This window comes from Acidovorax sp. A1169 (assembly GCF_030704685.1).
Lineage (GTDB): Bacteria > Pseudomonadota > Gammaproteobacteria > Burkholderiales > Burkholderiaceae_C > Acidovorax.
Genome location: NZ_JAUZDX010000037.1, coordinates 1 through 25,388, shown reverse-complemented (window position 1 = coordinate 25,388; position 25,388 = coordinate 1). Strand labels below are relative to the sequence as shown.

Here is a 25,388-nt window from a genome sequence, read left to right as displayed (position 1 = left end):
GCTTCACAAGGTTCAGTTGGGTGAAAACCCTGATGACTGGAAGCCGATTCCGCGGGTCGGCAGCGGGGCGATGGAGCTGCGAATTTGGGACGAACAGGGCACGTTCCGAGTGATATATGTGGCGAAAATCGCTGACAGGGTGCATGTTTTACATGCATTCAAGAAGAAGGAAAGGGCGATCTCTCAGGCAGACATTGATCTTGCTAAGGAGAGGTACAAGCGGATCTCGAAGGGCAGTTGAGGTCTGCAATGCTGAAGGTTCTGCGCAGCTCTAACTGCGCAGAATTTTTTATTAATTTATCATTTTTGAATGGCAACCTCGAAAGGGGTTTTTAATGGCTCAAGCTAAAAAGGCGGTTCAATCGCAATCGTATAAGAGTGTTTGGGATGCATTGACAGATACGCCAGAAGAAGCGGAAAACATGAAGGTGAGAGCTGAACTCATCCATCAAATTGTCGAGCATGTCAAAAGACGCAACATGACCCATCAGGAGGCGGCGGAACTTTGTCAAGTTACGCGCCCCCGAATGACTGATCTTCTCAATGGCAAGATCTCAAAGTTCTCACTTGACGCATTGGTGAAGATTGTTGCGAACGCGGGATTCAGTATCCATGTGCGCTTGGAAGAAAGAGTGCATGAAGAAGAGTTCGCATAATTCTGAAAAGAATTTGCAACACAAATAACGCGCTTCGGCGCGTTATTTTTTGGAGTCAACGGTGTTGTACACGTCACCAAAGCCGTGCGCAGCTGTACCTCATAGCCTTCCCGTCGGTCAATCTCGGCCAGTGCAGCGCGCATCAGAACCCAGGGCGAAGCCCCAGGCAGCAGCAGCTCGGTCGGCATGGCGGGACGGTCGGGCACGGGCTCGCGGCACTCCACCGGCAAGGGCACCAGGGTTCGGCCGGCGGACGCGGGGCTCGCGCACCCCACCAGCGCCAGCAGGCCAAGCAGCAGGACGCCGGCCCTCATGGTCGCGCCCTCCCCTGCAGCCACTCGTCGCCCAGCGCCTGCATGCTCGCGCACAGTTCGGCGGGCTTGCTCGGCTGCAGGCTCAACGTGTGGTCGGCGCGCTGCTGGTGCGTGCTGGACACCGTGGCGGCGGCGCGGGCCGGCGCGGCGGGCGGCTGCACGCTTGGCGGCCAGTTCGCGCAGCGCCTCGGTTGCATCGCTGCAGGCCAGGGCATCGCCGCGCGCGATGTCGCGCTGCTCGGTGGCCTTGGCCAGGACGTCGCGCTGGCCGAGGTACACCCAGCCCAGGGTGGTGGCCATGCAGCACGGGCACTCGGTGCAAGTGATGCGCGACTACGCGAAGTGGATCCCTAGCGCCGACCGGGGGGCAAACCTGGCCGCCGTGACCGCCTCGATTGACAGGCCGCCCGAAGGGTCGGCTGCAGCGATATTTGGTGTGGGCGCGGGGAGCCCCAGCCAGAAAACAGAAAACCCCCAAGCAGATCAACTACTTAGGGGCTTCGGTTTTGGCGGAAACGGAGGGATTCGAACCCTCGATGAGGCTCTACACCCCATACTCCCTTAGCAGGGGAGCACCTTCGGCCACTCGGTCACGTTTCCAATCCAGCTATTATGCCCCATTTTTAGGGCACTTCAGCCGAGATGGGGCCTGATGGGTCGATCAGGCGACGGGCTGGTCCAGCTCGAAGGCCTTGTGCAGCGCGCGCACGGCCAGCTCGACGTACTTTTCGTCGATCACGACCGAGGTCTTGATTTCCGAGGTGGAGATCATCTGGATGTTGATGCCCTCTTCGCTCAGCACGCGGAACATCTTGCTGGCCACGCCAACGTGGCTGCGCATGCCGATGCCGACGATGGAGACCTTGCAGATCTTGGCGTCGCCCACGACTTCCTGCGCGCCCAGCTCGGGCACGACCTTTTCCTTGAGCAGCTCGACGGTGCGCGCGTAGTCGCCGCGGTTCACGGTGAAGCTGAAGTCGGTCTTGCCGTCCTTGCTCAGGTTCTGGATGATCACGTCGACTTCGATGTTGGCATCGGCCACGGCACCCAGGATCTGGTAAGCGATGCCTGGCTTGTCGGGCACGCCCAGCACGGAGATCTTGGCCTCGTCGCGGTTGAATGCGATGCCGGATACAACGGCTTGTTCCATTTTTTCGTCTTCCTCAAAAGTGATCAGCGTGCCGGACTTGGCTTCTTCGTTGATGTCGATGTCCCAGGGCGTGAAGCTCGACAGCACGCGCATGGGCACCTTGTACTTGCCTGCGAACTCCACCGAGCGGATCTGCAGGACCTTGCTGCCCAGGCTGGCCATTTCCAGCATCTCTTCGAAGCTGACGGTGTGCAGGCGGCGCGCTTCGGGCACGACGCGGGGGTCGGTGGTGTAGACGCCGTCCACATCGGTGTAGATCAGGCATTCGGCGGCCTTCATCGCGGCGGCCACGGCCACGGCGGAAGTGTCAGAGCCCCCACGGCCGAGCGTGGTGATGTTGCCGTCGTCGTCGATGCCCTGGAAACCCGTGACGATGACGACCTTGCCATTGGCCAGGTCAGCGCGCACGCGCTGGTCGTCGATGGACTCGATGCGCGCCTTGGTGTAGCTGCTGTCGGTGCGGATGGGCACCTGCCAGCCGGCATAGCTCACGGAGCCCATGCCTTCGGCCTGCAGCGCAATCGCCAGCAGCGCGGACGAGGCCTGCTCGCCGGTGGAGGCCAGCATGTCCAGCTCGCGGTTGTAAGCCTCGGTGGCGCGTGCGGGCGCCAGCTCCTTGGCCAGGGCGAGCAAGCGATTGGTTTCGCCACTCATGGCGCTGGGCACGACCACCAGTTGGTGGCCTGCGCGGGCCCACTTGGCCACGCGCTTGGCGACGTTGCGGATGCGCTCGGGGGAGCCCATCGACGTGCCGCCGTATTTGTGAACGATCAATGCCATTGGATTTCTGGGGTGACGAAACACTTGCCACGGCGCCGGTTGGACACTGTTTTGGCGCGCCGCTGTTTTTCGTGCAGATGGGAAAGCAGGGACCGGCCCGTGGTTTCCTGCCGAAACCACGCTGGTTTCATCAGGACGACACGGATCAGTCCCCAGGGACCAAAACCTGGGGATTGTACCAATCGAGCCCGGTGCCCGAGCGCACGACGAAGCCAGAGCCCACCTTGAGGTGGATGCGGTGGCCCCGCGTGGTGCAGGCCAGCAGCTGGCCGAGCAGCTCGGCCAGCTGCGCGGCACTGGGCGTGGTGCGGTGCGCGCTGCGCAGCCAGTGGCGCAGCACATTGGCCTGGCGGGCACGGCCCAGGGCCTGCAGCGCAGCCAATTGCGGCGGTACACCCACCACGGCCAGGTCGGCCTGGGCGACCTCGTCCAGCAGCGCACTGGCCTGCGCGGCATTGTCGGCAGACCGCGCAAACGTGTCGCGGAATGCAGGGAATGCGGCTTCGAGCACGGGCAGGATCTGCGCGCGGATGCGGTTGCGCGTGTACTGCGGGTCGGCATTGGTGGGGTCTTCCACCCACACCTGCCCCTGTGCCTGCAGCCAGTCGCGCACGGCCTGGGCCGGCACGCGCAGCAGCGGGCGGTGCCAGGGCAGGCCCGCGCGATCCCACCGGGCGGGCATGGACGCCAGGCCCGCCACGCCGGCCCCGCGCGAGAGGGCCAGCAGCAGTGTCTCCACCTGGTCATCGGCATGCTGGGCCAGGGCCACCGCTGCGGTGCCCGCCATCGCAGGGGCTTGCAGCGCCGCCTCCAGCGCCGCATAGCGGCCCTGGCGCGCGGCGTCTTCGGGGCTCTGGCCCGGCTGCGGCCGGGCGTCGATGCGCTGCACGGCCAGCGGCACGGCAAGGCGCGCGCACAGGTCCACGCAATGCTGCTCGAAGCCATCGGCTGCGGCCTGCAGGCCGTGGTGCACGTGGATGGCCCGCACCTGCCCCGGCCAGCGCCGCGCGCAGGCCAGCAGCAAGGCCGTCGAATCGGCCCCGCCGCTCAGGCCCACGGCCAGAGGCAGCGCGGGCGCGAAGGCCGCCATGGCGGCGTCGAAGGATTGGGTCACGTGCACTCCCCGGGCACACGGCACGCCGGCGTGGCCGGGCAGCGGGTCAGCAAGGGAAGAACGGGGCAGCAGCGCATGGCTGCCGATTATCGAGCCCCCCCGCCCCCCTTGGCGGTGCTCTCAACCCCCAGGGCCGGCCAGTTGCGGTGCCGCATGAGCTCCGTCGGCCGATAGCCGGAAGGTGCCCACCACCTCCGACAGGCGCACCGACTGGTCCTTGAGGCTTTGCGCCGCGGCCGCGCTCTCCTCCACCAGGGCGGCGTTCTGCTGCGTCATCTGGTCCAGGTGCGAGACGGCCTGGCCCACCTCGTTGATGCTGGTGCTCTGCTCGTTGGTGGAGGCGGTGATCTCGGCCATGATGTCGGTCACGCGCTGCACCGAGTTGACGATGTCCGTCATGGTGGCGCCGGCATCGTGCACCAGCCGCGAGCCGGTGGCCACCTGCTCCACCGAGGCGCTGATGAGCTGCTTGATCTCCTTGGCGGCCTCGGCGCTGCGCTGCGCCAGGCTGCGCACCTCGCTGGCCACCACGGCAAAGCCCCGGCCCTGCTCACCCGCGCGGGCGGCCTCCACGGCGGCATTCAGGGCCAGGATATTGGTCTGGAAGGCAATGCCGTCGATGGTGCCGATGATGTCGCTGATCTTGCGCGATGCGGCATTGATCTCATCCATGGTGCTCACCACGTTGCCCACCACCGAGCCGCCATGCCGGGCCACGCTGGAGGCCTGCCCCACGAGCTGGTTGGCCTGGCGCGCGGCATCGGCGTTGTGGCGCACGGTTTCGGTCAGTTGCTGCATGGAGGCCGAGGTTTCTTCCAGGCTGGACGCGGTGAGCTCGGTGCGCCCGCTCAGGTCGTGGTTGCCGGTGGCGATCTCTTCGGCCGCCACGCGCACCGAGTTGCTGGCGTCGCGTATCTGCGCCAGCACGCCCGCGAGCTTGCCCGCAAAGCTGTTGAAGCTGGCCGCGATCTGCGCCAGCTCGTCCTCGCCCTGGGCGTCGATGCGGCGCGACAGGTCGCCGTCGCCCGCGCCAATCTCGTGCATGGCATCGCGCACCAGCGTCAGCTGGCGCAAGCGCCGCGACAGGATGCCCGCCAGCACCAACAGAGCCACCAGCAGCACCACGATGCCTGTGCCGATGGAGGTGCCCAGCATGGTGCGGATCGGCGCCATGGCCTCGCTCTCATCCTGCGCCACCACCAGCATCCAGGGCGTGCCAGCCACAGGCGCCACACTCAACAGCCGGCTGCGTCCGCCAATCTCCGAACGCAGCACGCCCTTGTCCTTGGCGACCTGCTGCAACTTCTCGGCGTTCAGATCCTTCGACAGGTCCGTCACTGGCTTGAGCGTGAGCGCCACGTCGGGGTGGGCGATGATCTTGCCGTCCGACGCAGCCAGGAAGCCGAAGCTTTGCGGCGTGGGCCGGATCGAGGCGACATTGGCCACCACCGACTCCATGTAAACATCGCCTGCGGCTACGCCTTTCAGCGCCGCGCCACTGCCCACGGGCGCGGCGAAGGTCACCACCAGCTTCTGGTCCGATGCGGAGATATACGGTGGCGTGACCACTGGCGCGCCAGCCTTGGCGGCCTGTTGGTACCAGGGCCGCGCTGTGGGGTCGTAGTCGGGGGGCAGGCTGCGCGCTTCGGAGAAGACGTATTTTTTGTCCGCATAGCCGAAGTACGCGGTGCTGAACTGGCCTGCATCGCGCAGCATGGCCAGGGATTTGGCGGGCTCGGCCTCGGTGAAGGACTGCACCGACGCGACGATGATGCCGCTTTTGGCGCGCGCCCACTCGGCAATGGTTTCGGCGTGGCTCTGCGCGGTGGCCAGGCTCTCCTCGGCCAGCGAGGCCTGCGCCTGGGATCGGGCCGTGAGGTAGTTGGCCACCGTCAGGGCCAGCAGCCCCGCCACCAGGCAGGCAATGGAGACCAGGAGGATCTGGCCCTTGAGAGTCTTCAGGAACGACATGGTGCCCCTTCAATCCACCCACCACCCAGCAGGCGATTCGCCATGCTACATCCGGTTACCGTTGAGGCGCCAGAGGGTTGGCGCGCGCGCATTCCCTGCGGCACAAAAAACAACAACGGCCCGCGAAGGGCCGTTGGAGTGGGGTTGGCGGCAGAGGCTCAGCGCTCTGACTTGGTGTCGCTGAACCGCCCGTAGCTCTGCAGGCGCTCGTAGCGGCGGTCCAGCAGGTCCTTGGTCTTGAGGTCCGCCACCTGGCGGAAGGCGTCGCCCAGGGCGCGCTTCAAAAAGGCGGCCATCTGCTTGTGGTCGCGGTGGCCGCCGCCCACGGGCTCGCTCACGATCTTGTCCACCAGGCCCAGGGCCTTCAGGCGGTGGGCGGTGATGCCCAGGGCGTCGGCCGCTTCCTGGGCTTTTTCGCTGGTCTTCCAGAGGATGGAGGCGCAGCCCTCGGGGCTGATCACGGAGTAGATGGCGTATTGCAGCATCACCACCTGGTCGGCCACGCTGATGGCCAGCGCGCCGCCGGAGCCGCCTTCGCCGATGATGGTGGTGATGATGGGCACTTCGAGTTGCGCCATCTCGAAGATGTTGCGGCCGATGGCTTCGGACTGGCCGCGCTCCTCGGCGTCGATGCCGGGGTAGGCACCGGGCGTGTCGACGAAGGTGAACACCGGCAGCTTGAACTTCTCGGCCGTCTTCATCAGGCGCAGGGCCTTGCGGTAGCCCTCGGGCTTGCTCATGCCGAAGTTGCGCATCGCGCGCTCCTTGGTGTCGCGCCCCTTCTGGTGGCCCAGCACCATGCAGGCGTGGCCGTTGAAGCGTGCCAGGCCGCCCACGATGGACAGATCGTCCGCATAGTGGCGGTCACCGTGCAGCTCGACGAAGTCGGTGAAGATGTCGCGCACGTAGTCGAGCGTGTAGGGGCGCTCGGGGTGGCGGGCGATCTTGGTGATCTGCCAGGGCGACAGCTCGGCGTAGATGTCCTTGGTGAGCTGCTGGCTCTTCTTGCTCAGCTGGTCGATCTCTTCCGAGATATCGACGGCGCTCTCGGTCTGCACGTAGCGCAGTTCTTCGATTTTGGTTTCGAGTTCGGCAATCGGCTGCTCGAAATCCAGAAAGGTCTTTTTCGCCAACGTTGTTCTCCTTGGGTCGCGCCGGAAGGCGGCGTGCCATGAATGAGGCACGCACTGTAACCGACGCGTTACGAGTTTGGTATGACGCTTGCCCAATGCTCAGTAAGAGACGACTGGCTGGGGGTCCATGGACCGCCAAATATACCAAGTCGCCACGCTGGCCCATGGCTTCCAGGCCTCGGCGACTTCGCGGGCTTCACTGCGGCTCACCGTTTCGCCCGAGAAGTAGTTGTGGCTGATGCCGCCGATCAACCCCACGTCGTCCAGGGGCAAGACATTGGGGCGCATCAGGTAGAAGATGAGGAACATCTCGGCCGTCCAGCGGCCGATGCCGCGGATGGCCACCAGCTCGGCGATGATGGCTTCGTCGTCCATCGAAGCCCAGTCCTTCACGTGCAGCTTGCCACCGTCGAAGTGCAGGGCCAGGTCGACCAGGTAGTCGACCTTGCGCGCCGACAGGCCGGCCGCGCGCATGTCGTCCACCTTGAGCTTGAGCACGCTGGCCGGCTTCATGCTGCGCGGCAGCTGGGCAAAGCGCTCCCAAACGGTCTGCGCGGCCTTCACCGAGATCTGCTGGCCCACGATGGAGCGCGCCAGCGTGGTGAAGGCATCGCCCTGGGTCTGCAGCGCGGCGTCGCCGAACTGGGGGATCAGGCGCTTCATCACCCGGTCCTTCTTCATCAGGTGCTTGCAGGCCTCGGCCCAGTAGGCGGGCGTGGAAACGGCCACGGCCGGCGCGGCCGCAGCAATCGCGGCAGGTACCAACAGTTCCTCTTTAGCCATTTTTCTTGCCGCTGCCATGGGGGTTGTTCTTGTTCTCTTCGTTCATGCGTTGTTCTATCGGGGGCATGCGGGTCACTGGGCGGCTTCCCAGGTGGTACCGGTGGCGGAATCCTTGAGCACGATGCCCTGGGACAGCAGCGCCTGGCGGATGCGGTCGGCCTCGGCGAAATTCTTGGCGGCCTTGGCGGCGGCACGGGCAGCGATCTGCTCGCCGATGGCAGCTTCGTCCAGCCCGGCACCGGCCTTCAAGAAGGCCTCTGGCTCGCCCTGCAGAATGCCCAGGCAAGCACCCAGGGCCTTGAGCAGCCCGGCCAGCTCGGCCGAGCGGGTCTTGTTCACCTCGCCCGCCAGGTCGAACAGCACGGCCATGGCCTCGGGCGTGCCGAAGTCTTCGTCCATGGCCGCCTTGAAGCGCGCAGCGTGGGGCGCAGTCCAGTCGATGGCGGCCACAGGGGCCGGTGCCACCAGGCTGAGCGCGGTGTACAGGCGTTTGAGGGCCTGGCGCGCGTCGTCCAGGTGGGCGTCGCTGTAGTTCAGGGCGCTGCGGTAGTGGGCACGCACGATGAAAAAGCGCACCGTCTCGGCGTCGTACTGGGCCAGCACCTCGCGGATGGTGAAGAAGTTGCCGAGCGACTTGCTCATCTTCTCGTTGTCTACGCGCACAAAACCGTTGTGCACCCAGAACTTCGCCAGGGGCTTGCCGTTGGCGCCTTCGCTCTGGGCGATCTCGTTCTCGTGGTGCGGGAACTGCAGGTCCATGCCGCCGCCGTGGATGTCGAAAGTCTCACCCAGCGTGGCGCCGCACATGGCCGAGCACTCGATGTGCCAACCGGGGCGGCCCGAGCCGAATGCGCTGTCCCACTTGGCCTCGGGCGGCTCTTCGGGCTTGGAGGCCTTCCACAATACGAAATCGAGCGGGTCTTCCTTGCCGTCGAGCACGGCAACGCGCTCGCCGGCGCGCAGCTCGTCGATGGACTTGCCCGACAGCTTGCCGTAGCCGTCGAACTTGCGCACCGAGTAGTTCACGTCGCCATTGCTGGCACGGTAGGCCAGGCCCTTGCCTTCCAGGGCGCCGATCAGCGACAGCATCTGCGGCACGTATTCGGTGGCACGCGGCTCGATGGAGGGCGGCTCGATGCCCAGGGCCGCGATGTCGGCGTGCATGGCGGCGATCATCTCGTCCGTGAGGGCACGGATGGTGATGCCGCGCTCCAGCGCCCGCCGGATGATCTTGTCGTCGATGTCGGTGATGTTGCGCACGTAGGTCACGCGCAGGTCGCTGGCCTTGAGCCAGCGCTGCACCACGTCGAACGCCATCATCATGCGGGCGTGGCCGATGTGGCACAGGTCATAAATCGTCATGCCGCACACGTACATGCGCACGTGGCCAGATTCGAGCGGGGAAAAGTTCTCCAACTCACGCGAAAGCGTGTTGTAGATGCGCAAACTCATGGGATGTCAGTCAGGGGGAAACCGAAAGGGGATGTGGGTGAAGCCCGTTCACCCGGCAGCAGCGGGAACAGGCCCCTCGGGGGGCGCGTTCGTCAGCGAACGCCCATCGAAATCACCAGCGGCAACAGCGCACCGTCATGACCACCCCCTCAGCTACAATCCGCCGCAGTATAAGCCCCGCCAGGGTTCGACGCTGTCCATCACCTTCCATACCCTCATGAAGCAACCAGTCCGCCGCACCCTCCCCCGAATTTTGCGCCTGCTGGCCCTGACGGCATTGGTGGGCACCACCCTGGCACATGCGGCCGACGACTACGCCGACATCACGCAGTTGCTCAAGGCCGGCAAGGCGGGCGAAGCCCTGACCAAGGCCGACCAGCGCCTGGCCACCAGCCCGCGCGACCCGCAGCTGCGCTTTCTGCGCGGCGTGGCCCAGTCCGACTCGGGCAAGCCCACCGAGGCCATCGCCACCTTTACCAAGCTGACCGAAGAGTACCCCGAGCTGCCCGAGCCCTACAACAACCTGGCCGTGCTCTACGCCAACCAGAACCAGTTGGACAAGGCCCGCACCGCGCTGGAGATGGCCATCCGCACCAACCCCAGCTACGCCACTGCGCACGAGAACCTGGGCGACATCTACGCCAAGCTGGCCAGCCAGGCCTACAACAAGGCGCTGCAGCTCGACGCGACCAACGCCAACTCGGTCAAGCCCAAGCTGGCGCTGATCCGCGAGCTGTTCTCGGCCGACCCGTCGGGCAAGGCGCGCCCTGCCGCTGCAGCACCCTCACCTTCACCCTCACCCGCCCCCGCCGTGGTCGCCACGCAGCGCCCTGCCCCGGCTCCAGCCGCCGCACCGGCGCCTGCGCCCGCAGCCCCTGCTCCAACACCCGCTCCTGCCCCGGCAGCCGCAGCGCCGGCACCCGCGGCAACGGCACCCGCCCCTGCCGCCGCAGCTGCTGCGCCCGCATCCACCCAGGAAGTCACCGCCGCCGTGCAGGCCTGGGCCGCCGCCTGGGCCGCCAAGGACATGAAGGCCTACCTGGGCGCCTACGACAAGGACTTCGACCCACCAGGCCGCCAGACCCGCGCCGCCTGGGAGAAAGAGCGCGAATCGCGCATCGTGGGCAAATCCAAGATCGCCGTGCAGGTCTCCGACATCACCGTGAGCGTGACCGGCAACAAGGCCACGGCGCGCTTTCGCCAGGCCTACAGCGCCGATGCGCTCAACGTGACCAGCCGCAAGACGCTGGACCTGGTGCAGAACGGCGGCCGCTGGGCCATCGTGCGGGAAGCCACCGGCGGCTGATGGTGGTGCACGACATGGCGACGGCGCCCACCCTTTGGGCTGGCGAACAGTTTCGAACCAGCCGCTGACCGACTGACGGACATGATGGTGGATTCGCCCCGCTGGGGCCGCCGCACGGCGGCCGTTGTGCTGTTGCTGGCTGCCGCCGCGCAGGCAGCGCCCGCCTTCGCCCAGAATCCGCAAAACCGCATGCGCGGCGCCGGTGCCGCCAAGCAGGCGAAAGCCCCCGAGAACCTGCGCGACGGCCAGGCCGAGACGCGGTTGATGGAGGTCTACCAGCTCACCGGCCAGGGCCGTGGCCGCGAGGCACTGGCCCGCGCCGAAAGCCTGGCACGCGACTACCCCAATTTTCAGCTCGCGCAACTGGCGCTGGGCGACCTTCTCAACGCCCGCGTGCGCCCCGTGCGCAAGCTCGGCGACGTGCCCGAGGCCGATGCCGCGCGTGCCCCCGAAGCCGGCGGCATGCTCGACGAGCTGCGCACCGAGTCGCTGCAGCGCGTGCAGGCGCACAAGAACCGCCCAGGCCCCGACCGCATACCCGCCCAGTTCCTGGAGCTGTCCAGCCGCTCGCGCCACGCGATCGCCATCGACGCATCGCGCTCGCGCCTGTACCTGTTCGAGAACACGCCCAAGGGCCTGCAGCTGGTGGCCGACTACTACGCCTCGGTCGGCAAGCTGGGCATCGAAAAGCTGGTCGAGGGCGACCAGCGCACGCCCCTGGGCGTGTACTTCATCACCAGCCGCCTGGACCCGGTCACGCTCAAGGACTTCTACGGCGCCGGCGCCCTGCCCATCAACTACCCCAACCCGCTGGACCAGAGCCGGGGCAAGACCGGCAGCGGCATCTGGCTGCACGGCACACCGCCCGACCAGTTCGCGCGCGCCCCCCTGGCCACCGATGGCTGCGTGGTGCTGGCCAACCCCGACCTGGAGCGCATCCTGCGCCAGGTGGAGCCCCGCTCCACCCCCGTGGTGATTGCCCGCCAGCTGCAGTGGGTGGCCGCGCACAGCGTGCAGGCCGAGCGCAACGCCTTCGAGGCCGTGCTCAACGCCTGGCGCACCGCCAAGTCGCAGGGCGACATGGCGCGGCTGACGGGCTTTTACGCCCCCGATTTCCAGAGCTACCGGCAAAAGCCCCTGTCGGAGTGGACCACGGTGCTGCAGGCCGAGTCGCGCGCCCTCAAGGGCCGTGAAATACAGCTCAAGGACAAGTCTTACCTGCGCTGGACAGACGCCACCGACACCATGGTGGTAACGTTCGGCGAAGTCGCCGAAGGCGCACGCACCGGCCCCGTCAAGCGCCAGTACTGGAAGCGCAAGGGCCAGCAATGGCAAATATTCTTTGAAGGAGTGATTGGATGATTTCCAAGAGAAACGCGGCCCTGTCGCTGGCCGGCATCGCACTGTCGGCCCTGGTCGGCCTGGCAACACCCGCCCACGCGCAGGACGCGCCCAAGGTCAAGCTCACCACCTCCGTGGGCGACATCGTGCTGCAACTCGACCCCGCCAAGGCCCCCAAGACGGTGGAGAACTTTCTGGCCTACGTGAACGCCAAGCACTACGACGGCACCATCTTCCACCGCGTGATCAACAACTTCATGATCCAGGGCGGCGGTTTCACGCCCGACATGCAGCAAAAGTCCACCCGGCCGCCGATTGCTCTGGAAGCCAAGAATGGCCTCAAGAACGACACCTACACCGTGGCCATGGCACGCACCTCCAACCCGGAGTCGGCCACCGCCCAGTTCTTCATCAACGTGAAGAACAACGACAGCCTGAACGCCCCCAGCCCTGACGGCCATGGCTACGCCGTGTTCGGCAAGGTGATCAGCGGCGCCGACGTGGTCGACAAGATCAAGGCCGTGCCCACCGGGCGCGGCGACGTGCCCACCACCCCCATCGTCATCACTTCCGCCACGGTCGTGAAGTAACCCCCTTTTTATCCCTTCAGAAGGAAGCATTGCCATGAGCAACCCCCAAGTCGAACTGCACATCACCGGCTACGGTGTCATCACCCTCGAACTCGACGCCGAAAAAGCCCCCAAGTCGGCCGAGAACTTTCTGGCCTACGTGAACAAGGGCCACTACAACAACACCATCTTCCACCGTGTGATCCCCGGCTTCATGGTGCAAGGCGGCGGTTTCGAACCCGGCATGGCGCAAAAGCCCAGCGATGCCCCGATCCAGAACGAAGCCAACAACGGCCTGAAGAACGCCAACTACACCGTGGCCATGGCCCGCACGAGCGACCCGCACTCTGCCACCGCCCAGTTCTTCATCAACGTGGCCGACAACGGTTTTCTGAACCACACCGCCCCCTCGGCCCAGGGCTGGGGCTACGCCGTGTTCGGCAAGGTGGTCGGTGGTGCCGACGTGGTGGACAAGATCAAGGCCGTGAAGACGGGCCGCAAGGGCTTCCACGACGACGTGCCAAAGGAAGACGTGATCATCGAAAAGGCCGTAGCCCTGTAAACATGGCCCCCACGCTTGCCACTGCGTGTGCTGCGCTGCCCCCCGAGGGGGCCGCAGACGCCTTGGGGCGGCCCGGCGGCGACTGAGGGCTGGCGATGCCGGCCTTCATGCCTGATCAGACCACGACCGTGCCCCGGTTCGAGGAGCTCACCGCTCCCTCGCACTGGCGCACGGTCGATTTCATTTCGGACCTGCACCTGCAGGCCAGCGAGCCCGCCACGGTAGCCGCGTTCCGGCACTACCTGCAGACCACCCCGGCCGATGCACTGTTCATCTTGGGCGACCTGTTCGAGGTGTGGGTGGGCGACGATGCCATGGGCGAGCCCGGCAGCTTCGAGGCCGAGGGCTGCGCCGCATTGTCCGCCGCGTCGCAGCGCCTGCCGCTGTACTTCATGCATGGCAACCGCGATTTTCTGGCCGGCTCCGCCTTCCTGCAGCGCTGCGGCATGGCCGGCCTGGCCGACCCCACGGTGCTGGTCTTCGGCGAGCAGCGCATCGTGCTCAGCCACGGCGACCTGCTGTGCCTCGCCGACGTGGACTACCAGCGCTTTCGCGTGCAGGCGCGCAGCAGTGCCTGGCAGCAGGCCTTTCTGACCCAGCCCCTGGCCACGCGCCGCGCCCAGGCGCGCGGCATCCGCCAGGAGAGCGAGGCCAAAAAACAATCCGGCGCCCTGTATGCCGACGTGGACTCCCCCGCCACCATCGCCTGGCTGCAGGCCGCCCGGGCCGCAACCTTGGTGCATGGCCACACGCACCGCCCGGCCACCCACACCCTGGCGCCCGGCCTCACCCGCGTGGTGCTCAGCGACTGGGACGCTGCCGCATTGCCCCCCCGCCTGGAAACACTGCGTTTGTCGGATGCGGGCTTGGAACGGGTCGCTATCGGCCCAAAGTAAGCGGTGTCCTGAATTTCGAAGGCATGCCCTGGTTGGCATGCCCTGCACCATGCCCCCCATCCTCAACCGGCTCTGGCGCCGCGTGCGCGCCACCGTGGCGCCCGTGCCCGACATCTCCGCCACGCTGTGGCTGCAGACGCTGCAGCGCTACCCCTTCCTGGCAGCGCTGTCGCTGCACGACCAGTCCAAGCTGCGCGCGCTGAGCGCCCTCTTTCTGCACCACAAGCGCTTTCACGGCGCCCACGGCATGGAGGTGACCGACGCCATGGCCATCGACATCGCCGCGCAGGCCTGCCTGCCCCTGCTGCACTGGGGCGAGCCGGCCAAGGCCCTCGCGTGGTACGACGATTTCGTGGGCATCGTGCTGCACCCCGGCGAGGCCGTGGCCAAACGGCAAACCGTGGACGAAGCCGGCGTGGTACACGAACACGAGCAGGTGCTGCTGGGCGAGGCCATGGACCGCGGCCCCATCATGCTCAGCTGGGAGCACGCCTCCAACGGGCGCGAGAACACCGAGCGCGGCACCAACGTCGTGGTGCACGAGTTCGTGCACAAGCTGGACATGCGCAGCGGCGAGCCCAACGGCTGTCCGCCCCTGCCCGCAGGCTTCATGGGCGCCCGCACCGGCCGCGGCGCGTACGAGGCCTGGTGGAACGCCTGGGAGCCCGCGTACGCGCATTTCCGCGAGGCGGTGATCAAGGCCGAACGCTTCGGTGCCGAGATGCCCTGGCTGGATGCCTACGGCGCCACCTCCCCCTCGGAATTCTTTGCCGTGGCCTGCGAGGCGTACTTCGTGAACCGCGAGCGCTTCGCGGTGGAGTTCCCGGGCCTGGTGCCGGTGCTGGATGCTTTCTTCCGCCCCAAAGAGGTGCGCTGAATCACAGACTCCTGAACAGCTCCCTGCTGGAATAGCACTTGTCTCAACGCTTGCTTTCGCGCAACAAAACGTTACACGAAATGCAAGGGACGCAACAAAGCGCCGCAGCCTCGCCCCGCGCGACAAGAACTGATATCCAACCTTGGGAGTATGCATGCCAGACACCGCGCTCAACGAACGACTGCAACGCATCGGCCTGCTCGCCGCATTGGTGATCCCCATGCTCACGGCCTGTGGAGGCGGCTCTGGCGACTCGGGTGAACCACCCGCCCCACCGCCGCCTCCAGCCCCCGCCACCGCCGTGTCGCTGCTGGCCGGCAACCCGATCAGCGATGGCAACCAGGATGGCGCCAGCAAAAACTCCGCGAGCTTCAGCACGCGGGTCGCGGGCATGGCCCTGGGCCCTTCGGGCGAAGTGCTCATCGCCGACACCGGCAACAACCTGATCCGCAAGCTCAGCGCCAACCAGGAACAGGTCAGCACCCTGACCGGCGGCACGGGCCCTGGCGCGTTCAACGCCCCCACCGCAGTGGCCGTGGACGCCGCCGGAAACACCTATGTGGCAGACACCGGGAACCACCTGGTGCGCAAGATCACCCCAGCGGGCGCCGTCACCACCCTGGCAGGCCAGGCAGGGGTCTGCGCCAACCAGGATGGCGCAGGCACCAGCGCCACGCTCTGCAGCCCCAGCAGCATCGCCGTGGACAAGGCGGGCAGCGTGTATGTGGCGGAAGCCACCAGCCGCTTTGATTCGTCGGGCACGGACCCCGCTCTGGCGGGACGGATCCGCAAGATCACGGCCAATGGCACAGTCAGCACCCTGGTCGGCCAGGCCAGCCAGAGCCCCTCGAACATGGGCTACGGCTTCACGGCCTACAAACCCCTGCTCCTGGCAACCGATTCTGCGGGAACCCTCTATTCGGCAGACTCCAACGACCAAGTGATCCGAAAATACACTGCGGATGGTCAAGCCACTGTGGTGTCTGGTGGCAGGTTCCGCAATATCAGGGCCATCACCTTCGACCCGGCGGATCGTCTGTTCGTTCTGGACAACGTTCTGGACAGCTCGTCGACCACTGTGTTTGGTGTCATCAACCAACCATCCATCCACCGTGTCGGCAGCGATGGCAGCGTCACGACCCTGGTCCGTGCCCAGGCCGCATGTATCACCTTCGCCGTGAGTGACCTGTGCCAGCCGCTCGCCATGGTCGCCAAGGCCGACGGCCAGCTCCTGGTGGCCGAACGCAGCTACGGCCGCGACAGGCTCAACCCCTTCCTGCAGTTGCGCAGCTACACCGAGCAGGGCACGTACACGGTGGCCGCAGGCCCCGTGGCCTCCACGGGCACGAACGATGCGCAGGGCGCCGATGCACGCTTTGACAACCCCTGGTCGCTGGCCGCCAGTCCATCGGGCACCCTGTATGTGCGCGACAAGGGCAACGGCACCATCCGCACGGTGCAATCGGACGGCGTGGTACGTACCCTGGGCCAGCCCGGCGGGCAATGCGCGTCGATCACGGGCCTGTCCAACGAACTGCTGTCACGTGAATTTGCCCTGGCCACCGATGGCGCTGGCAACCTTTACACCACGATCGATTCGCGCATCCTGAAGATGGGCAACAACACGTGCGAGGTCGTTCTCCTGGCAGACCTGAAGCCGCTGATGAACCGGTTCCTCTCCAACGCCTTGACCGGCATCGCAGCGGACACGGCAGGCAACGTTTATGTGTCCACCTACCTGGGTGCCATCTACAAGGTCGATACCAAAGGAACGGCCACGCTGTTTGCAGGCAGTGAGGGCACGGTGGGGCACAGGGACGGCACAGGCCAGGCCGCACAATTCTCGTGGCTGGGCCAAATGGCCACCGATGCGGCGGGCAACGTCTACGTGGTCGATGGCCTGTACTACAGCGCCAAGCTGGGCCCGAGCATCCGCAAGATCACGCCAGAAGGCGTGGTCACCACGCTGGCAGGCAACCCCAACGCCGCACCCGGCCATGCCGACGGCACCGGCACCGCCGCACTGTTCTCGGTGGACTGGCGAGAATCGCTCAAAACAGCCAGCCTTGCGGTGGACAAGAACGGCAACGTGTATGTCTCCGACCCCGCCAACAGCGTGATCCGCAAGATCACCCCTGCGGGCCAGGTCAGTACCCTGGTGGGCCAGGTGGGACGCAAGGGATTCGCCGCGGGTGATCTGCCAGGCGTGATCAACCGCCCCGGTGGCATCGCCATCCGTGATTCCGTGCTGTACGCCAGCATCGCGAATGCGGTGATCCAGGTCAAGCTGCCCTGATCGATCTCGGGGGATCGCAAGGCCCTCGGACTCCGTGCTCCGGCACGTGGTCCGAGGGCTTTTTTGCTCAGGCTTGCCAGACCCCGAACCCGGCCGAGCGCAGGTCGATGCCGACTTCGATCTCGCGGTCCACGGCGTCCTGGTAACTCATGGGGTTGAAGCCGGAGTACAGATCGGGCAGCAGGCGCAGCCCGTACTGCTGCACGAAGCGGTTGGCCTGGATGCCGGCCTTGTGCTTGTCGAAGCGCACGTCCGGGTCCAGCCCGGTCATGCCCACGTACACGCAGGGCTTGCCCTCGATGTAATTCGGGTTGCACCTGCGGAACTTGCGTTCGCTCAGCACCGCCATGGAGAGTTCCACGACGTAGACGTTGTGATGGGGTTTGGGCATGGGTTGGCGGCGCCCGGGTCAAGCAACCTGGGCAGGGTACCCACTGTAAAACCAAATCGGCGCATTTGCAGCCACCGGGCATGTATGCAAATAGGGGCTACGGGCGGATATTGGCTGAGCCAAGGCCTCCTAACCAGTCCGCGTCGCAGGCAGCGCCGTGAAGGGCAGCGGCATCGGCCTGTCGCTGGTGGCCGGCATCGCGCAACTGCATGGTGCCACCATCAGCGCCTGCGCAGGGGTGGAGGGCCGGGGCTTTTGCGTGCGTGTGCTGTTCCCTGCGGTGCAGGGCGTCGATGGTGAGGCAGGCTGATTGCTCGGCGGGCTCATACGGATTTGCATTCGGTTGAAGGCGAATCCGTATCACTCGGCGGCCAGCACCTCGCGCATGACCTCGGCCTGCCAGTCGAAGTAGGGGTTGAAGGTGAGCCGCGCATGCACCTTGGCGCTCTCGCGGTAGCCCCAGTCCGAGTACCACACCGGCTCGCCCGCCATGCAGCGGGCCTGGTCGGCGGCTTCCTGCCCGTTCCAGCACATGCGCTGGCTGCCCTCGCTGCCGTAGAGCGGGTTGGCGGGCGAGAACAGCACGCCCATGTGCGAGAACTGGCTGATGCGCTGCTGCGGCAGCCTGTCGGTGCGCACCAGCACACGCGTGTGCTGCCCGGTGCTTTCGCGCTGTGGCCTGGCGCCAGCACGCGCCGCTGGCAGTTCGCCGTACCAGATGAGGCGGCTGGCGGGGTGGGTGAAGCGGGTCTCGAACGTGCCGAGCACATGCTCCACGTCCACCACCGAGTCGTGCTGCGCCAGCACCAGCAGGGCCGGCCTGGCATAGGGCTGGCGCGCGATCTTCTCGCGCACAGCGGCGGCGCTGCGGTAGTACTGCGCAAAGCCATTGGTGGGCACGTTGAGGTAGCGCAAGGTGGTCTGCTGGGGCTGGGCGGAGTCGGGCTGGCGCAGCCAGGTGCGCACGCGCGCAACCCAGGGCACGATCCAGTCCAGCGGCACGCCCGACTTGAGGGCCGGCGAGAAGAGCACCAGGCCCGCGACCTCGGGGTGGTCCAGCGCGTATTCCAGCGCCAGGTTGGCGCCGGTGGAAAAGCCGCCCAGGTAGACCTCGGGTACCTCTTGCGCCAGCAGGGCTGCCTGCTGCGCCACCAGGCGGCGCCAGTCGTCCAGATCCACGCCGATCAGGTCGGCCGGCCGCGTTCCGTGGCCGGGCAGCAGCGCCGTGCGCACCAGAAAGCCCTGGCCCGCCAGCGCCTGCCCGATGTCGGCAAACGACCAGGGCGAATCGCCCAGGCCGTGAAACAGCACCACACCCTTGCGCGCGGGCTGCGCCGGCCGCCATTCCATGGGCGCGTTGCGCGCCAGCTCGCTGTCGCGCTCGTCGCTCTGGAAGGCGCGGTGCTGCGCCATCCAGTCCCGCGTTTCGCTGCGGTACTGGGCAAAGCTGCCCTGGCCCAGCGGCACCATGGGCCCGCGCGGCGCAGCGCAGCCCGCACACAGCACGGCGGCCACCAGCGCCAGGGCGCGGGGCCACTGCCGGGTGGCTTGGCTCGATTGCAAATGCTGCACCATCAGAACCGGTACAGGTAGCCCAGGCGCAGGCCGGTGGTGCTGGAGCGGTCCACCAGCGGGCTGTCCTTGATGCCGCTGCCCAGGTGGGTGCTGCTGATGTCCAGGAACATGCTCTGCCGTGGCGCCATCGCATAGCCCACGCGCAGGCCCAGCTCCAGGTTGACGCTGGCATCGCCCTGGTAGGCGCGGCGCTGGGGCAGTGCTTCGGAGGATTTCACGCCGTAATGGTAGTCCACATACTTGCTGTCGGCCCAGTGCGCGGCCAGGCGCGGGGTGAAGTCGAAGGCCCCCTGCTGGAAGCGGCGGTCCACCTGCAGCCTGATCCTTTGCCCCTTGCTGTGGCCCGAGGCATCGCCAAGCCACTCGCCCGAGACATTGGCCACGCCGGTGCGCCAGATGGCGGCGCCGCCCACCCAGAAACTGGCCTTGCGCTCGTCCATGCCCGTGAGGTAGGGCGAATCCTCGGCCTCATACCCCTCGCCCGCATAGCGCGCACGCAGCCTGAGCGATACCGGCCCGGCCGACGGCAGCTTGACGTCCAGTGAGGGGCGGAGCACGCTGACCCAGCGGTTCTCGAAGTAGATGAGCGGCAGCCCCTGCGCCTTGTCATCGAAGTCGCGGTACGGCGCCCGATCCACCGCCACGCCAAGGCCAAGACCCCATTGCGAAGCAGCGCCGGTGCCCGATGTGCCACCGGATGTACTGCCGTCCTGCGCCCATGCTGCCGGCAAAGCCAGCACACCCAGGGCGGCCACGGCAGCGCGCAGGCGCTTCACCGGTGCGCTCGGAGTGGGCGCGGGGGCGCCCGCTACAGGCCTCGCACGCCAGCGCAGGCCGGTGGTTGCAGGGACGGGGATGAAAGGAAACGGAAGCATGGTCGAGGTCCTCAGGGTTGAAACAACAAGGCAGAAACGTGGAATTCAGGGCGCGTGTTCGCCATCGCTGCGGGCAGCAGCAGCGGCGCCGGCATCGGCATCGAGGTCGAAGCGGCCATCGCCACCCGCAGCGGCCGAGTCCGGCGGCGCATCGCCCTGCACCTGCGCCTCACCGTGCACCAGCGCGCGGCGGTGCTGCAGGTAGGCATCGCGCACAAAGAGGTACTTGTCCAGCGCGATGCGGTCGATCACCTGCGTGGCGGGCAGCAGTTCGGCCCGCGCCTGGGTGGCCTGCAGCACGGTGAGGCCATTGCGCACCGCCGGGCTGGCGGCCAGGGTTTGCGGCGCCAGCAGCAGCTCGGCCGGCAGGCCCGCGGTATCGCGCACCGTGGACGGGCCCAGCAGCGGCCAGACGATGTAGGCGCCAGCGCCCAGGCCCCAGCGGCCCAGCGTCTGGCCCGTGTCCGCCCCGTGGCGCACCAGGCCCAGGGGCATGGCCACATCGAACAGGCCGAGCACGCCCAAGGTGGTGTTCACGGCCACCCGCGCCAGGTCCGACGCCGCAGCGCCCGGCCGCCCCTGCAGCAGCAGGTTGGCCGCCGAGCCGATGTCCTGCGGGTTGGTGAAGAAATGGCCCAGGCTGGTCTGCACGCCCTGCGGCAGCACGCGGGCATAGCCGCACGCCAGCGGGGCCAGCACCGCGCCATCCACCGCCTCGTTGAAGCGAAAGACGCTGCGGTTCCAGGGCTCGATGGGGTCGGGCTGCAGCGCCGTGGCGCAGCCTGCCAGCAAACGCACCATGGTGACAAGGCCGGCCCGTACCACAGCGCCCCTGTTGGGGTGGCCAACCATCAGCCAGCCACCTGCTGGCAGCCCTTGCTGCGGCGCTGCTCCCGCAGGCTCACCATGCGCAGCTCGGAATCAATCTGCACGGAATTGGCGTTGAAATAGCGCGCCGCCACCGCCACCGGCAGCACGAGCTGCCAGGATGCGCTCTTGGCCTCGCCGGCCACCCGGTTGCTCTCTTGCGCCATGGCGAACTCGTTGTCCAGCTCATGGCAGCCAAGCTGCGCAAAGCGCTCCTTGGGCATGGCACTTTGCGGAATGCTGGTGCACGCGGACAGCAGCAGCGACAGGGACAGGATGGCAAGACCCGAAGCGAACCGGACAGGGGGCATGGTGGCGACTCTTTCAACAACAGCTGCGGCGAGGGTTCCGCCGCCGCTGAACCGCATGGTGCCGACCCGGCTTTAAGGACTTCTTAGCGCGATTAAAAATTCTTTAAGACGCTGCAGAAAACCGGGTTCATCGCCGCAATGGACGGCCGGTGGTCCATTGGGCGAAGTTTTGACAATTTATCTATTTTTGGATAAATTATCCAAATGCCAAAACGCACGCCCTCCCCTGCCCCGCACCGCACCCCCGAACAAAAAGCCCTGCTCTCCCAGATCGAGCAGGTGGCCCAGGGCCTCGCCGCCACCTTTGCGCCCTTCTGCGAAGTGGTGGTGCACGACCTGCTGGACCCAGGCCAGTCCATCCTGGCGATCCAAAACAACCTCTCGGGCCGCTCGGTCGGCGAGCCGACGACCGAGCTGGGCCTGGCGCGCATCGCCGACCCCGACTACCCGCAGGTGATTGCCAACTACGCCAACCAGTTCGCCGACGGGCGCCAGGCCAAGAGCACGTCGGTGGGCATCAAGGACTCGTCGGGCGAGTACATCGCCGCGCTGTGCCTGAACGTGGACCTCACGCTCTTTCGCAGCCTGCAAAGCGTGGTGGGGCAGTTCACCGCCATCGACGGTGACACGGGGCTCACCGAGTCGCTCGACCCGGCCGGCGCCGATGCAATCCGCCTGCGCATCGACCAGTTTGCGGCGCGCCTGTCTACCGCGCCGCGCGCGCTCAAGGCGGCCGAGCGGCGCGCGCTGCTGCGCGAGCTCAAGGAGTCGGGCAGCCTGGAGGTGCGTCGCGCGATGGAGGTGGTGGCGCAGCACCTGGGCGTATCGCGCGCAACCGTCTACGGCGATGCCCGCTGAGCTGACAGCATGAGCACCACCATCGCTCCACCCACCCGCACGCAGGCGCAACTGCTGCTGCTCGACACCCACCAGGTCAGCGCCCTGCTGCAGCCGCAGGACGTGCTGCGCGCCGTGCGCGAAGCCTTCACCCTGCACAGCCAGCGCGCGGGCCGCGTGTTCCCCGTGGTGCGCGAGGCACTGCCCACGGGCGGGGTGTTCGGCATCAAGTCGGGCGATGTGCCGGCGCAGGGGCTGCTGGGCTTCAAGGCCGCCGGCTTCTGGCCCGCCAACCGCGCGCAGGGCGGCGAGCCGCACCAGGCCACCGTCATGCTGATCGACCCTGCAACAGGCCGGCCGCTGTGCGTGCTGGACGGCAATGCCATCACCACCGAGCGCACGGGCGCGGCCGGCGCGCTAGGGCTGCAACACCTTGCGCGCGCGGACAGCGAACAGCTGTGCCTCTTTGGCACCGGCGTGCAGGCGCGCGTGCAGCTGCGCTTTGCGCTGCAGGTGCTGCCCGGGCTGCGGCGGGTGCGCTATGTGGCCCAGGGAGGGCGGCGCAACGAGGGCTTCGAGGCGGCTTTTGCCGAGCACTGCGACATCGCCCTGGGCAACGATGCGAATGAAGCCGTGGCCGCGAGCGACGTGGTGATCACCGCCACGCCGGGCGGTGGCGCGCTGTTCGACACAGCGGCCGTGCAGCCGGGCACCCACATCAACGCCGTGGGCACCGACACCCAAGGCAAGCGCGAGCTGCCCGTGGGCCTGCTGCAATGCGCCCGCCTGTTCGTGGACGACGCCACCCAGGCCCGCCAGATTGGCGAGGCGCAATGGGCACCGCCCAGCCTGCCCTGCAGCGAGCTGGGCGATGTGCTCACCGGCCAGGTGCAGGTGGCGCGCAGCGCGCAGGACATCACCGTGTTCGACATGACGGGCCTGGCCCTGCAGGACCTGACCGTCGCTCGCATGCTGCACACACAGGCCCTGGCGCAGGGCCTGGGCACTGCGATTGCCTGGCCGTGGTGACACCGGCCCTCTCCGTTTCACTCCGTTCCCATCCCGCTTTCAACCACCACCCATCGTTGCCATGACCACTACCACCCCCATCGCCAACCGCCTTCCCACCTACGACGACGTCGTGGCCGCCGCCGGCCGCATTGCGGGCATCGCGCACCGCACGCCCGTGCTCACCTCGCGCATCCTCGACGAAGAACTGGGCGCCCAGGTGTTCTTCAAGTGCGAGAACCTGCAGCGCATGGGCGCGTTCAAGTTCCGCGGCGCCTACAACGCGCTCGCCCAATTCGACGCCACGCAGCGCAAGGCCGGGGTGATCGCGTTCTCGTCGGGCAACCACGCCCAGGGCATCGCCCTGGCCGCGCGCGAGCTGGGCATGCCGGCCACCATCGTCATGCCGCAGGACGCGCCCGCCGCCAAGATTGCGGCCACGCAGGGCTACGGCGCCAACGTGGTGTTCTACGACCGCTACACGCAAGACCGCGAGCAGATCACCCGCGACCTGGCCGAGCGCAATGGCCTGACCATGATCCCGCCGTACGACCATGCCGACGTGCTGGCCGGCCAGGGCACGGCCGCCAAGGAGCTTTTCGAGGAGGTGGGCGAGCTCGATGCCTTCTTCGTCTGCCTGGGCGGCGGCGGCCTGCTCTCGGGCTCGGCCCTGTCCACCCGAGCCCTGTCGCCCAAATGCAAGCTCTACGGCGTGGAGCCCGAGGCGGGCAATGACGGGCAGCAGTCGTTTCGCAGCGGCTCCATCGTGCACATCGACACGCCCCAGACCATTGCCGATGGCGCGCAGACGCAGCACCTGGGGAACATCACCTTCCCCATCATCCGCCGCGACGTGGACGACATCCTCACCGTGAGCGATGCGCAGTTGGTGGACGCCATGCGCTTCTTCGCCACCCGCATGAAGCTGGTGGTGGAGCCCACGGGCTGCCTGGGCTTTGCCGCAGCGCGTGCACGCGCCGCCGAGCTCAAGGGCAAGAAGGTGGGCGTGCTGATCAGTGGCGGCAATGTGGACATGGAACGTTTCTGCAGCCTGCTCGCCGGCTGATCCCGCGAGAGAAAAGGAGCCCCAGCCATGCAAGAAGCAACAGCCAACCACCTCAGGACACCTCTCGCGCAGATCGACACCCCCGCCGCGCTGATCGAGCTGCCACGCATGCAGCGCAACATCGCGCGCATGCAGCAGCGCATGAACGCGCTGGGCGTGCGCTTTCGACCTCACGCCAAGACGGCCAAGTGCCCGGCTGTGACACAGGCGCAGATCGCGGCGGGCGCGCAAGGCATCACGGTGTCCACCCTCAAGGAGGCAGCGCAGTTCTTCGCCCATGGCATCACTGACATCCTCTACGCCGTGGGCACCGTGCCGCACAGGCTGCCCCAGGTGCTGGCATTGCGCCGCCAGGGCTGCGACCTGAAGATCATCACCGACAACCTTGCAGCAGCCCAGGCCATCGTGGACTTCGGCCGCGAGCACGGCGAGGTGTTCGAGGTGCTGATCGAGGTGGATACCGACGGCCACCGCTCCGGCATCCGCCCCGACGAGGCCGCACTGATCGACGTGGGCCGCGCACTGCACGAGGGCGGCATGCGCCTGGCCGGCGTCATGACGCATGCCGGCGGCAGCTACGACCTGAACACCCCCGAGGCCCTCACGGCCCTCGCCGAGCAGGAGCGCGCTGGCTGCGTGCACGCCGCCGAGCGCCTGCGCGCCGCGGGCCTGCCCTGCGCCGTGGTGAGCGTGGGCTCCACGCCCACGGCCCTCTCGGCGAAGGACCTCGCGGGCGTGACCGAAGTGCGCGCCGGGGTGTACGTGTTTTTCGACCTGGTGATGCACAACGTGGGCGTGTGCAGCACCGACGACATCGCCCTGAGCGTGCTGACCACCGTGATCGGCCACCAGGTGGACAAGGGCTGGGCCATCGTCGACGCCGGCTGGATGGCCATGAGCCGCGACCGGGGGACGCTGAAGCAATCGCGCGACTATGGCTATGGGCAGGTGTGCGATGTGGATGGGACGGTGCTCGACGGCTATGTGCTGAGCGGTGCGAACCAGGAGCACGGGATTTTGTCGCTGGCCGGTGGATCCACGTCACCGGACGTGGGCGATATTGCGCGGCGGTTTCCGGTGGGGAGGCAGTTGCGGATCTTGCCGAACCATGCGTGTGCCACGGGGGCGCAGTATGGGGAGTATCGGGCGGTGGAGGGTGGGGTTTTGGTGGGGGAGTGGGCGCGGTTTGGGGGTTGGTGATATCGGCCTTTTGATGGCTCTGGTTGCTGCATGCCTTGGTTGAGGGCGGAGGCCGGGG

26 protein-coding genes and 1 tRNA gene are annotated in these 25,388 nt (G+C 67.0%); 15 read left to right on the top strand and 12 right to left on the bottom strand.

Annotated features, from left to right (window positions below; translation table 11 throughout):
• The 3 genes from QYL93_RS30840 to QYL93_RS32050 form a co-directional block, all read left to right on the top strand.
• A partial coding sequence (locus QYL93_RS30840) for a type II toxin-antitoxin system RelE/ParE family toxin (RefSeq protein ID WP_305747246.1) occupies positions 1 to 241 on the top strand: 241 nt, incomplete at its 5' end.
• Positions 242 to 335: 94 nt separating this feature from the next.
• Entirely contained in the window at positions 336 to 656 is a 321-nt protein-coding gene (locus tag QYL93_RS30835; protein WP_370877084.1) for a helix-turn-helix domain-containing protein, read from the top strand.
• A 356-nt stretch (positions 657 to 1,012) separates the two neighbouring features.
• The gene (locus tag QYL93_RS32050) at positions 1,013 to 1,324 is read left to right on the top strand and encodes a hypothetical protein (protein ID WP_370877083.1); all 312 of its coding nucleotides are present in this window, start codon (positions 1,013 to 1,015) and stop codon (positions 1,322 to 1,324) included.
• 153 nt (positions 1,325 to 1,477) lie between these two features.
• On the opposite strand, the gene QYL93_RS30825 is transcribed toward QYL93_RS32050, so the two are convergent.
• From QYL93_RS30825 to cysS, 7 genes are all read right to left on the bottom strand, one after another.
• Positions 1,478 to 1,570: transfer RNA gene (locus QYL93_RS30825), tRNA-Ser, on the bottom strand.
• 61 nt (positions 1,571 to 1,631) lie between these two features.
• A complete protein-coding gene (locus QYL93_RS30820; protein ID WP_057264263.1) occupies positions 1,632 to 2,900 on the bottom strand; it encodes an aspartate kinase in 1,269 nt (422 codons plus the stop codon).
• A gap of 145 nt (positions 2,901 to 3,045) precedes the next feature.
• Positions 3,046 to 4,014, bottom strand: a complete 969-nt coding sequence (gene tilS, locus QYL93_RS30815; RefSeq protein ID WP_305747245.1) for a tRNA lysidine(34) synthetase TilS — start codon at positions 4,012 to 4,014, stop codon at positions 3,046 to 3,048.
• A gap of 120 nt (positions 4,015 to 4,134) precedes the next feature.
• A complete protein-coding gene (locus QYL93_RS30810; protein ID WP_305747244.1) occupies positions 4,135 to 5,985 on the bottom strand; it encodes a methyl-accepting chemotaxis protein in 1,851 nt (616 codons plus the stop codon).
• 158 nt (positions 5,986 to 6,143) lie between these two features.
• Positions 6,144 to 7,118 (bottom strand): acetyl-CoA carboxylase carboxyltransferase subunit alpha, encoded by a 975-nt coding sequence (locus QYL93_RS30805; protein ID WP_057199533.1) that lies wholly within the window; start codon positions 7,116 to 7,118, stop codon positions 6,144 to 6,146.
• A 99-nt stretch (positions 7,119 to 7,217) separates the two neighbouring features.
• Complete coding sequence (locus tag QYL93_RS30800; RefSeq protein WP_057199532.1) at positions 7,218 to 7,901, bottom strand: DNA-3-methyladenine glycosylase; 684 nt, start codon at positions 7,899 to 7,901, stop codon at positions 7,218 to 7,220.
• A 72-nt stretch (positions 7,902 to 7,973) separates the two neighbouring features.
• Positions 7,974 to 9,353: a cysteine--tRNA ligase gene (gene cysS, locus QYL93_RS30795; RefSeq protein ID WP_305747243.1), complete on the bottom strand. Its 1,380-nt coding sequence runs from the start codon at positions 9,351 to 9,353 to the stop codon at positions 7,974 to 7,976.
• Positions 9,354 to 9,570: 217 nt separating this feature from the next.
• Between cysS and QYL93_RS30790 the strand changes: the two genes are divergently transcribed.
• From QYL93_RS30790 to QYL93_RS30760, 7 genes are all read left to right on the top strand, one after another.
• Positions 9,571 to 10,659, top strand: a complete 1,089-nt coding sequence (locus QYL93_RS30790) for a tetratricopeptide repeat protein (RefSeq protein WP_305747242.1) — start codon at positions 9,571 to 9,573, stop codon at positions 10,657 to 10,659.
• Between the two features lie 81 nt (positions 10,660 to 10,740).
• Positions 10,741 to 12,021 carry a L,D-transpeptidase family protein gene (locus QYL93_RS30785; RefSeq protein WP_305747241.1) on the top strand — a complete coding sequence of 427 codons (1,281 nt, stop codon included), beginning with the start codon at positions 10,741 to 10,743 and terminating at the stop codon, positions 12,019 to 12,021.
• On the top strand, positions 12,018 to 12,590 hold the full coding sequence (locus QYL93_RS30780) for a peptidylprolyl isomerase (RefSeq protein WP_305747240.1): 573 nt from the start codon (positions 12,018 to 12,020) through the stop codon (positions 12,588 to 12,590). The genes QYL93_RS30785 and QYL93_RS30780 overlap by 4 nt, the downstream gene beginning before the upstream one ends.
• Before the next feature lie 34 nt (positions 12,591 to 12,624).
• The gene (locus QYL93_RS30775; protein ID WP_305747239.1) at positions 12,625 to 13,131 is read left to right on the top strand and encodes a peptidylprolyl isomerase; all 507 of its coding nucleotides are present in this window, start codon (positions 12,625 to 12,627) and stop codon (positions 13,129 to 13,131) included.
• A gap of 107 nt (positions 13,132 to 13,238) precedes the next feature.
• Positions 13,239 to 14,027: a UDP-2,3-diacylglucosamine diphosphatase gene (locus QYL93_RS30770; protein ID WP_305747238.1), complete on the top strand. Its 789-nt coding sequence runs from the start codon at positions 13,239 to 13,241 to the stop codon at positions 14,025 to 14,027.
• Between the two features lie 49 nt (positions 14,028 to 14,076).
• Positions 14,077 to 14,904 carry a zinc-dependent peptidase gene (locus QYL93_RS30765; protein WP_305747237.1) on the top strand — a complete coding sequence of 276 codons (828 nt, stop codon included), beginning with the start codon at positions 14,077 to 14,079 and terminating at the stop codon, positions 14,902 to 14,904.
• A 154-nt stretch (positions 14,905 to 15,058) separates the two neighbouring features.
• On the top strand, positions 15,059 to 17,200 hold the full coding sequence (locus QYL93_RS30760; RefSeq protein WP_305747236.1) for a hypothetical protein: 2,142 nt from the start codon (positions 15,059 to 15,061) through the stop codon (positions 17,198 to 17,200).
• Positions 17,201 to 17,267: 67 nt separating this feature from the next.
• Here QYL93_RS30760 and QYL93_RS30755 read toward each other — a convergent pair whose 3' ends face one another.
• On the bottom strand, positions 17,268 to 17,591 hold the full coding sequence (locus QYL93_RS30755) for a hypothetical protein (RefSeq protein WP_305747235.1): 324 nt from the start codon (positions 17,589 to 17,591) through the stop codon (positions 17,268 to 17,270).
• 157 nt (positions 17,592 to 17,748) lie between these two features.
• Between QYL93_RS30755 and QYL93_RS30750 the strand changes: the two genes are divergently transcribed.
• Entirely contained in the window at positions 17,749 to 17,901 is a 153-nt protein-coding gene (locus QYL93_RS30750) for a hypothetical protein (protein WP_305747234.1), read from the top strand.
• Between the two features lie 50 nt (positions 17,902 to 17,951).
• Here QYL93_RS30750 and QYL93_RS30745 read toward each other — a convergent pair whose 3' ends face one another.
• The 4 genes from QYL93_RS30745 to QYL93_RS30730 are packed head-to-tail and all read right to left on the bottom strand — an operon-like array spanning position 17,952 to position 21,219.
• Positions 17,952 to 19,154: a carboxylesterase gene (locus QYL93_RS30745; RefSeq protein WP_305747233.1), complete on the bottom strand. Its 1,203-nt coding sequence runs from the start codon at positions 19,152 to 19,154 to the stop codon at positions 17,952 to 17,954.
• Positions 19,155 to 19,165: 11 nt separating this feature from the next.
• A complete protein-coding gene (locus QYL93_RS30740; RefSeq protein ID WP_305747232.1) occupies positions 19,166 to 20,041 on the bottom strand; it encodes a MipA/OmpV family protein in 876 nt (291 codons plus the stop codon).
• Positions 20,042 to 20,086: 45 nt separating this feature from the next.
• Positions 20,087 to 20,842, bottom strand: a complete 756-nt coding sequence (locus tag QYL93_RS30735) for a VacJ family lipoprotein (protein ID WP_305747231.1) — start codon at positions 20,840 to 20,842, stop codon at positions 20,087 to 20,089.
• Between the two features lie 50 nt (positions 20,843 to 20,892).
• Positions 20,893 to 21,219, bottom strand: a complete 327-nt coding sequence (locus tag QYL93_RS30730) for a hypothetical protein (RefSeq protein ID WP_305747230.1) — start codon at positions 21,217 to 21,219, stop codon at positions 20,893 to 20,895.
• Between the two features lie 204 nt (positions 21,220 to 21,423).
• Here QYL93_RS30730 and QYL93_RS30725 point away from each other — a divergent pair, with 204 nt between their 5' ends.
• The 4 genes from QYL93_RS30725 to QYL93_RS30710 all read left to right on the top strand — a co-directional run bounded on the left by QYL93_RS30725 (position 21,424) and on the right by QYL93_RS30710 (position 25,330).
• Positions 21,424 to 22,077 (top strand): transcriptional regulator, encoded by a 654-nt coding sequence (locus tag QYL93_RS30725; RefSeq protein ID WP_305747229.1) that lies wholly within the window; start codon positions 21,424 to 21,426, stop codon positions 22,075 to 22,077.
• A gap of 9 nt (positions 22,078 to 22,086) precedes the next feature.
• Positions 22,087 to 23,085 (top strand): ornithine cyclodeaminase family protein, encoded by a 999-nt coding sequence (locus tag QYL93_RS30720; protein ID WP_305747228.1) that lies wholly within the window; start codon positions 22,087 to 22,089, stop codon positions 23,083 to 23,085.
• A 61-nt stretch (positions 23,086 to 23,146) separates the two neighbouring features.
• Positions 23,147 to 24,130 carry a threo-3-hydroxy-L-aspartate ammonia-lyase gene (locus QYL93_RS30715; RefSeq protein ID WP_305747227.1) on the top strand — a complete coding sequence of 328 codons (984 nt, stop codon included), beginning with the start codon at positions 23,147 to 23,149 and terminating at the stop codon, positions 24,128 to 24,130.
• A 27-nt stretch (positions 24,131 to 24,157) separates the two neighbouring features.
• On the top strand, positions 24,158 to 25,330 hold the full coding sequence (locus QYL93_RS30710) for a DSD1 family PLP-dependent enzyme (RefSeq protein WP_305747226.1): 1,173 nt from the start codon (positions 24,158 to 24,160) through the stop codon (positions 25,328 to 25,330).
• Positions 25,331 to 25,388: the final 58 nt, after the last annotated feature.

Excerpts from the sequence above, each read along its gene's own strand:
- QYL93_RS30835 (WP_370877084.1), top strand. The coding sequence starts at position 336 with ATGGCTCAAGCTAAAAAGGCGGTTCAATCGCAATCGTATAAGAGTGTT.
- QYL93_RS32050 (WP_370877083.1), top strand. The coding sequence starts at position 1,013 with ATGCTCGCGCACAGTTCGGCGGGCTTGCTCGGCTGCAGGCTCAACGTG.
- QYL93_RS30820 (WP_057264263.1), bottom strand. The coding sequence starts at position 2,900 with ATGGCATTGATCGTTCACAAATACGGCGGCACGTCGATGGGCTCCCCC.
- QYL93_RS30810 (WP_305747244.1), bottom strand. The coding sequence starts at position 5,985 with ATGTCGTTCCTGAAGACTCTCAAGGGCCAGATCCTCCTGGTCTCCATT.
- QYL93_RS30800 (WP_057199532.1), bottom strand. The coding sequence starts at position 7,901 with ATGGCTAAAGAGGAACTGTTGGTACCTGCCGCGATTGCTGCGGCCGCG.
- cysS (WP_305747243.1), bottom strand. The coding sequence starts at position 9,353 with ATGAGTTTGCGCATCTACAACACGCTTTCGCGTGAGTTGGAGAACTTT.
- QYL93_RS30790 (WP_305747242.1), top strand. The coding sequence starts at position 9,571 with ATGAAGCAACCAGTCCGCCGCACCCTCCCCCGAATTTTGCGCCTGCTG.
- QYL93_RS30785 (WP_305747241.1), top strand. The coding sequence starts at position 10,741 with ATGATGGTGGATTCGCCCCGCTGGGGCCGCCGCACGGCGGCCGTTGTG.
- QYL93_RS30780 (WP_305747240.1), top strand. The coding sequence starts at position 12,018 with ATGATTTCCAAGAGAAACGCGGCCCTGTCGCTGGCCGGCATCGCACTG.
- QYL93_RS30775 (WP_305747239.1), top strand. The coding sequence starts at position 12,625 with ATGAGCAACCCCCAAGTCGAACTGCACATCACCGGCTACGGTGTCATC.
- QYL93_RS30770 (WP_305747238.1), top strand. The coding sequence starts at position 13,239 with ATGCCTGATCAGACCACGACCGTGCCCCGGTTCGAGGAGCTCACCGCT.
- QYL93_RS30765 (WP_305747237.1), top strand. The coding sequence starts at position 14,077 with ATGCCCCCCATCCTCAACCGGCTCTGGCGCCGCGTGCGCGCCACCGTG.
- QYL93_RS30760 (WP_305747236.1), top strand. The coding sequence starts at position 15,059 with ATGCCAGACACCGCGCTCAACGAACGACTGCAACGCATCGGCCTGCTC.
- QYL93_RS30755 (WP_305747235.1), bottom strand. The coding sequence starts at position 17,591 with ATGCCCAAACCCCATCACAACGTCTACGTCGTGGAACTCTCCATGGCG.
- QYL93_RS30740 (WP_305747232.1), bottom strand. The coding sequence starts at position 20,041 with ATGCTTCCGTTTCCTTTCATCCCCGTCCCTGCAACCACCGGCCTGCGC.
- QYL93_RS30735 (WP_305747231.1), bottom strand. The coding sequence starts at position 20,842 with ATGGTGCGTTTGCTGGCAGGCTGCGCCACGGCGCTGCAGCCCGACCCC.
- QYL93_RS30730 (WP_305747230.1), bottom strand. The coding sequence starts at position 21,219 with ATGCCCCCTGTCCGGTTCGCTTCGGGTCTTGCCATCCTGTCCCTGTCG.
- QYL93_RS30725 (WP_305747229.1), top strand. The coding sequence starts at position 21,424 with ATGCCAAAACGCACGCCCTCCCCTGCCCCGCACCGCACCCCCGAACAA.
- QYL93_RS30720 (WP_305747228.1), top strand. The coding sequence starts at position 22,087 with ATGAGCACCACCATCGCTCCACCCACCCGCACGCAGGCGCAACTGCTG.
- QYL93_RS30715 (WP_305747227.1), top strand. The coding sequence starts at position 23,147 with ATGACCACTACCACCCCCATCGCCAACCGCCTTCCCACCTACGACGAC.
- QYL93_RS30710 (WP_305747226.1), top strand. The coding sequence starts at position 24,158 with ATGCAAGAAGCAACAGCCAACCACCTCAGGACACCTCTCGCGCAGATC.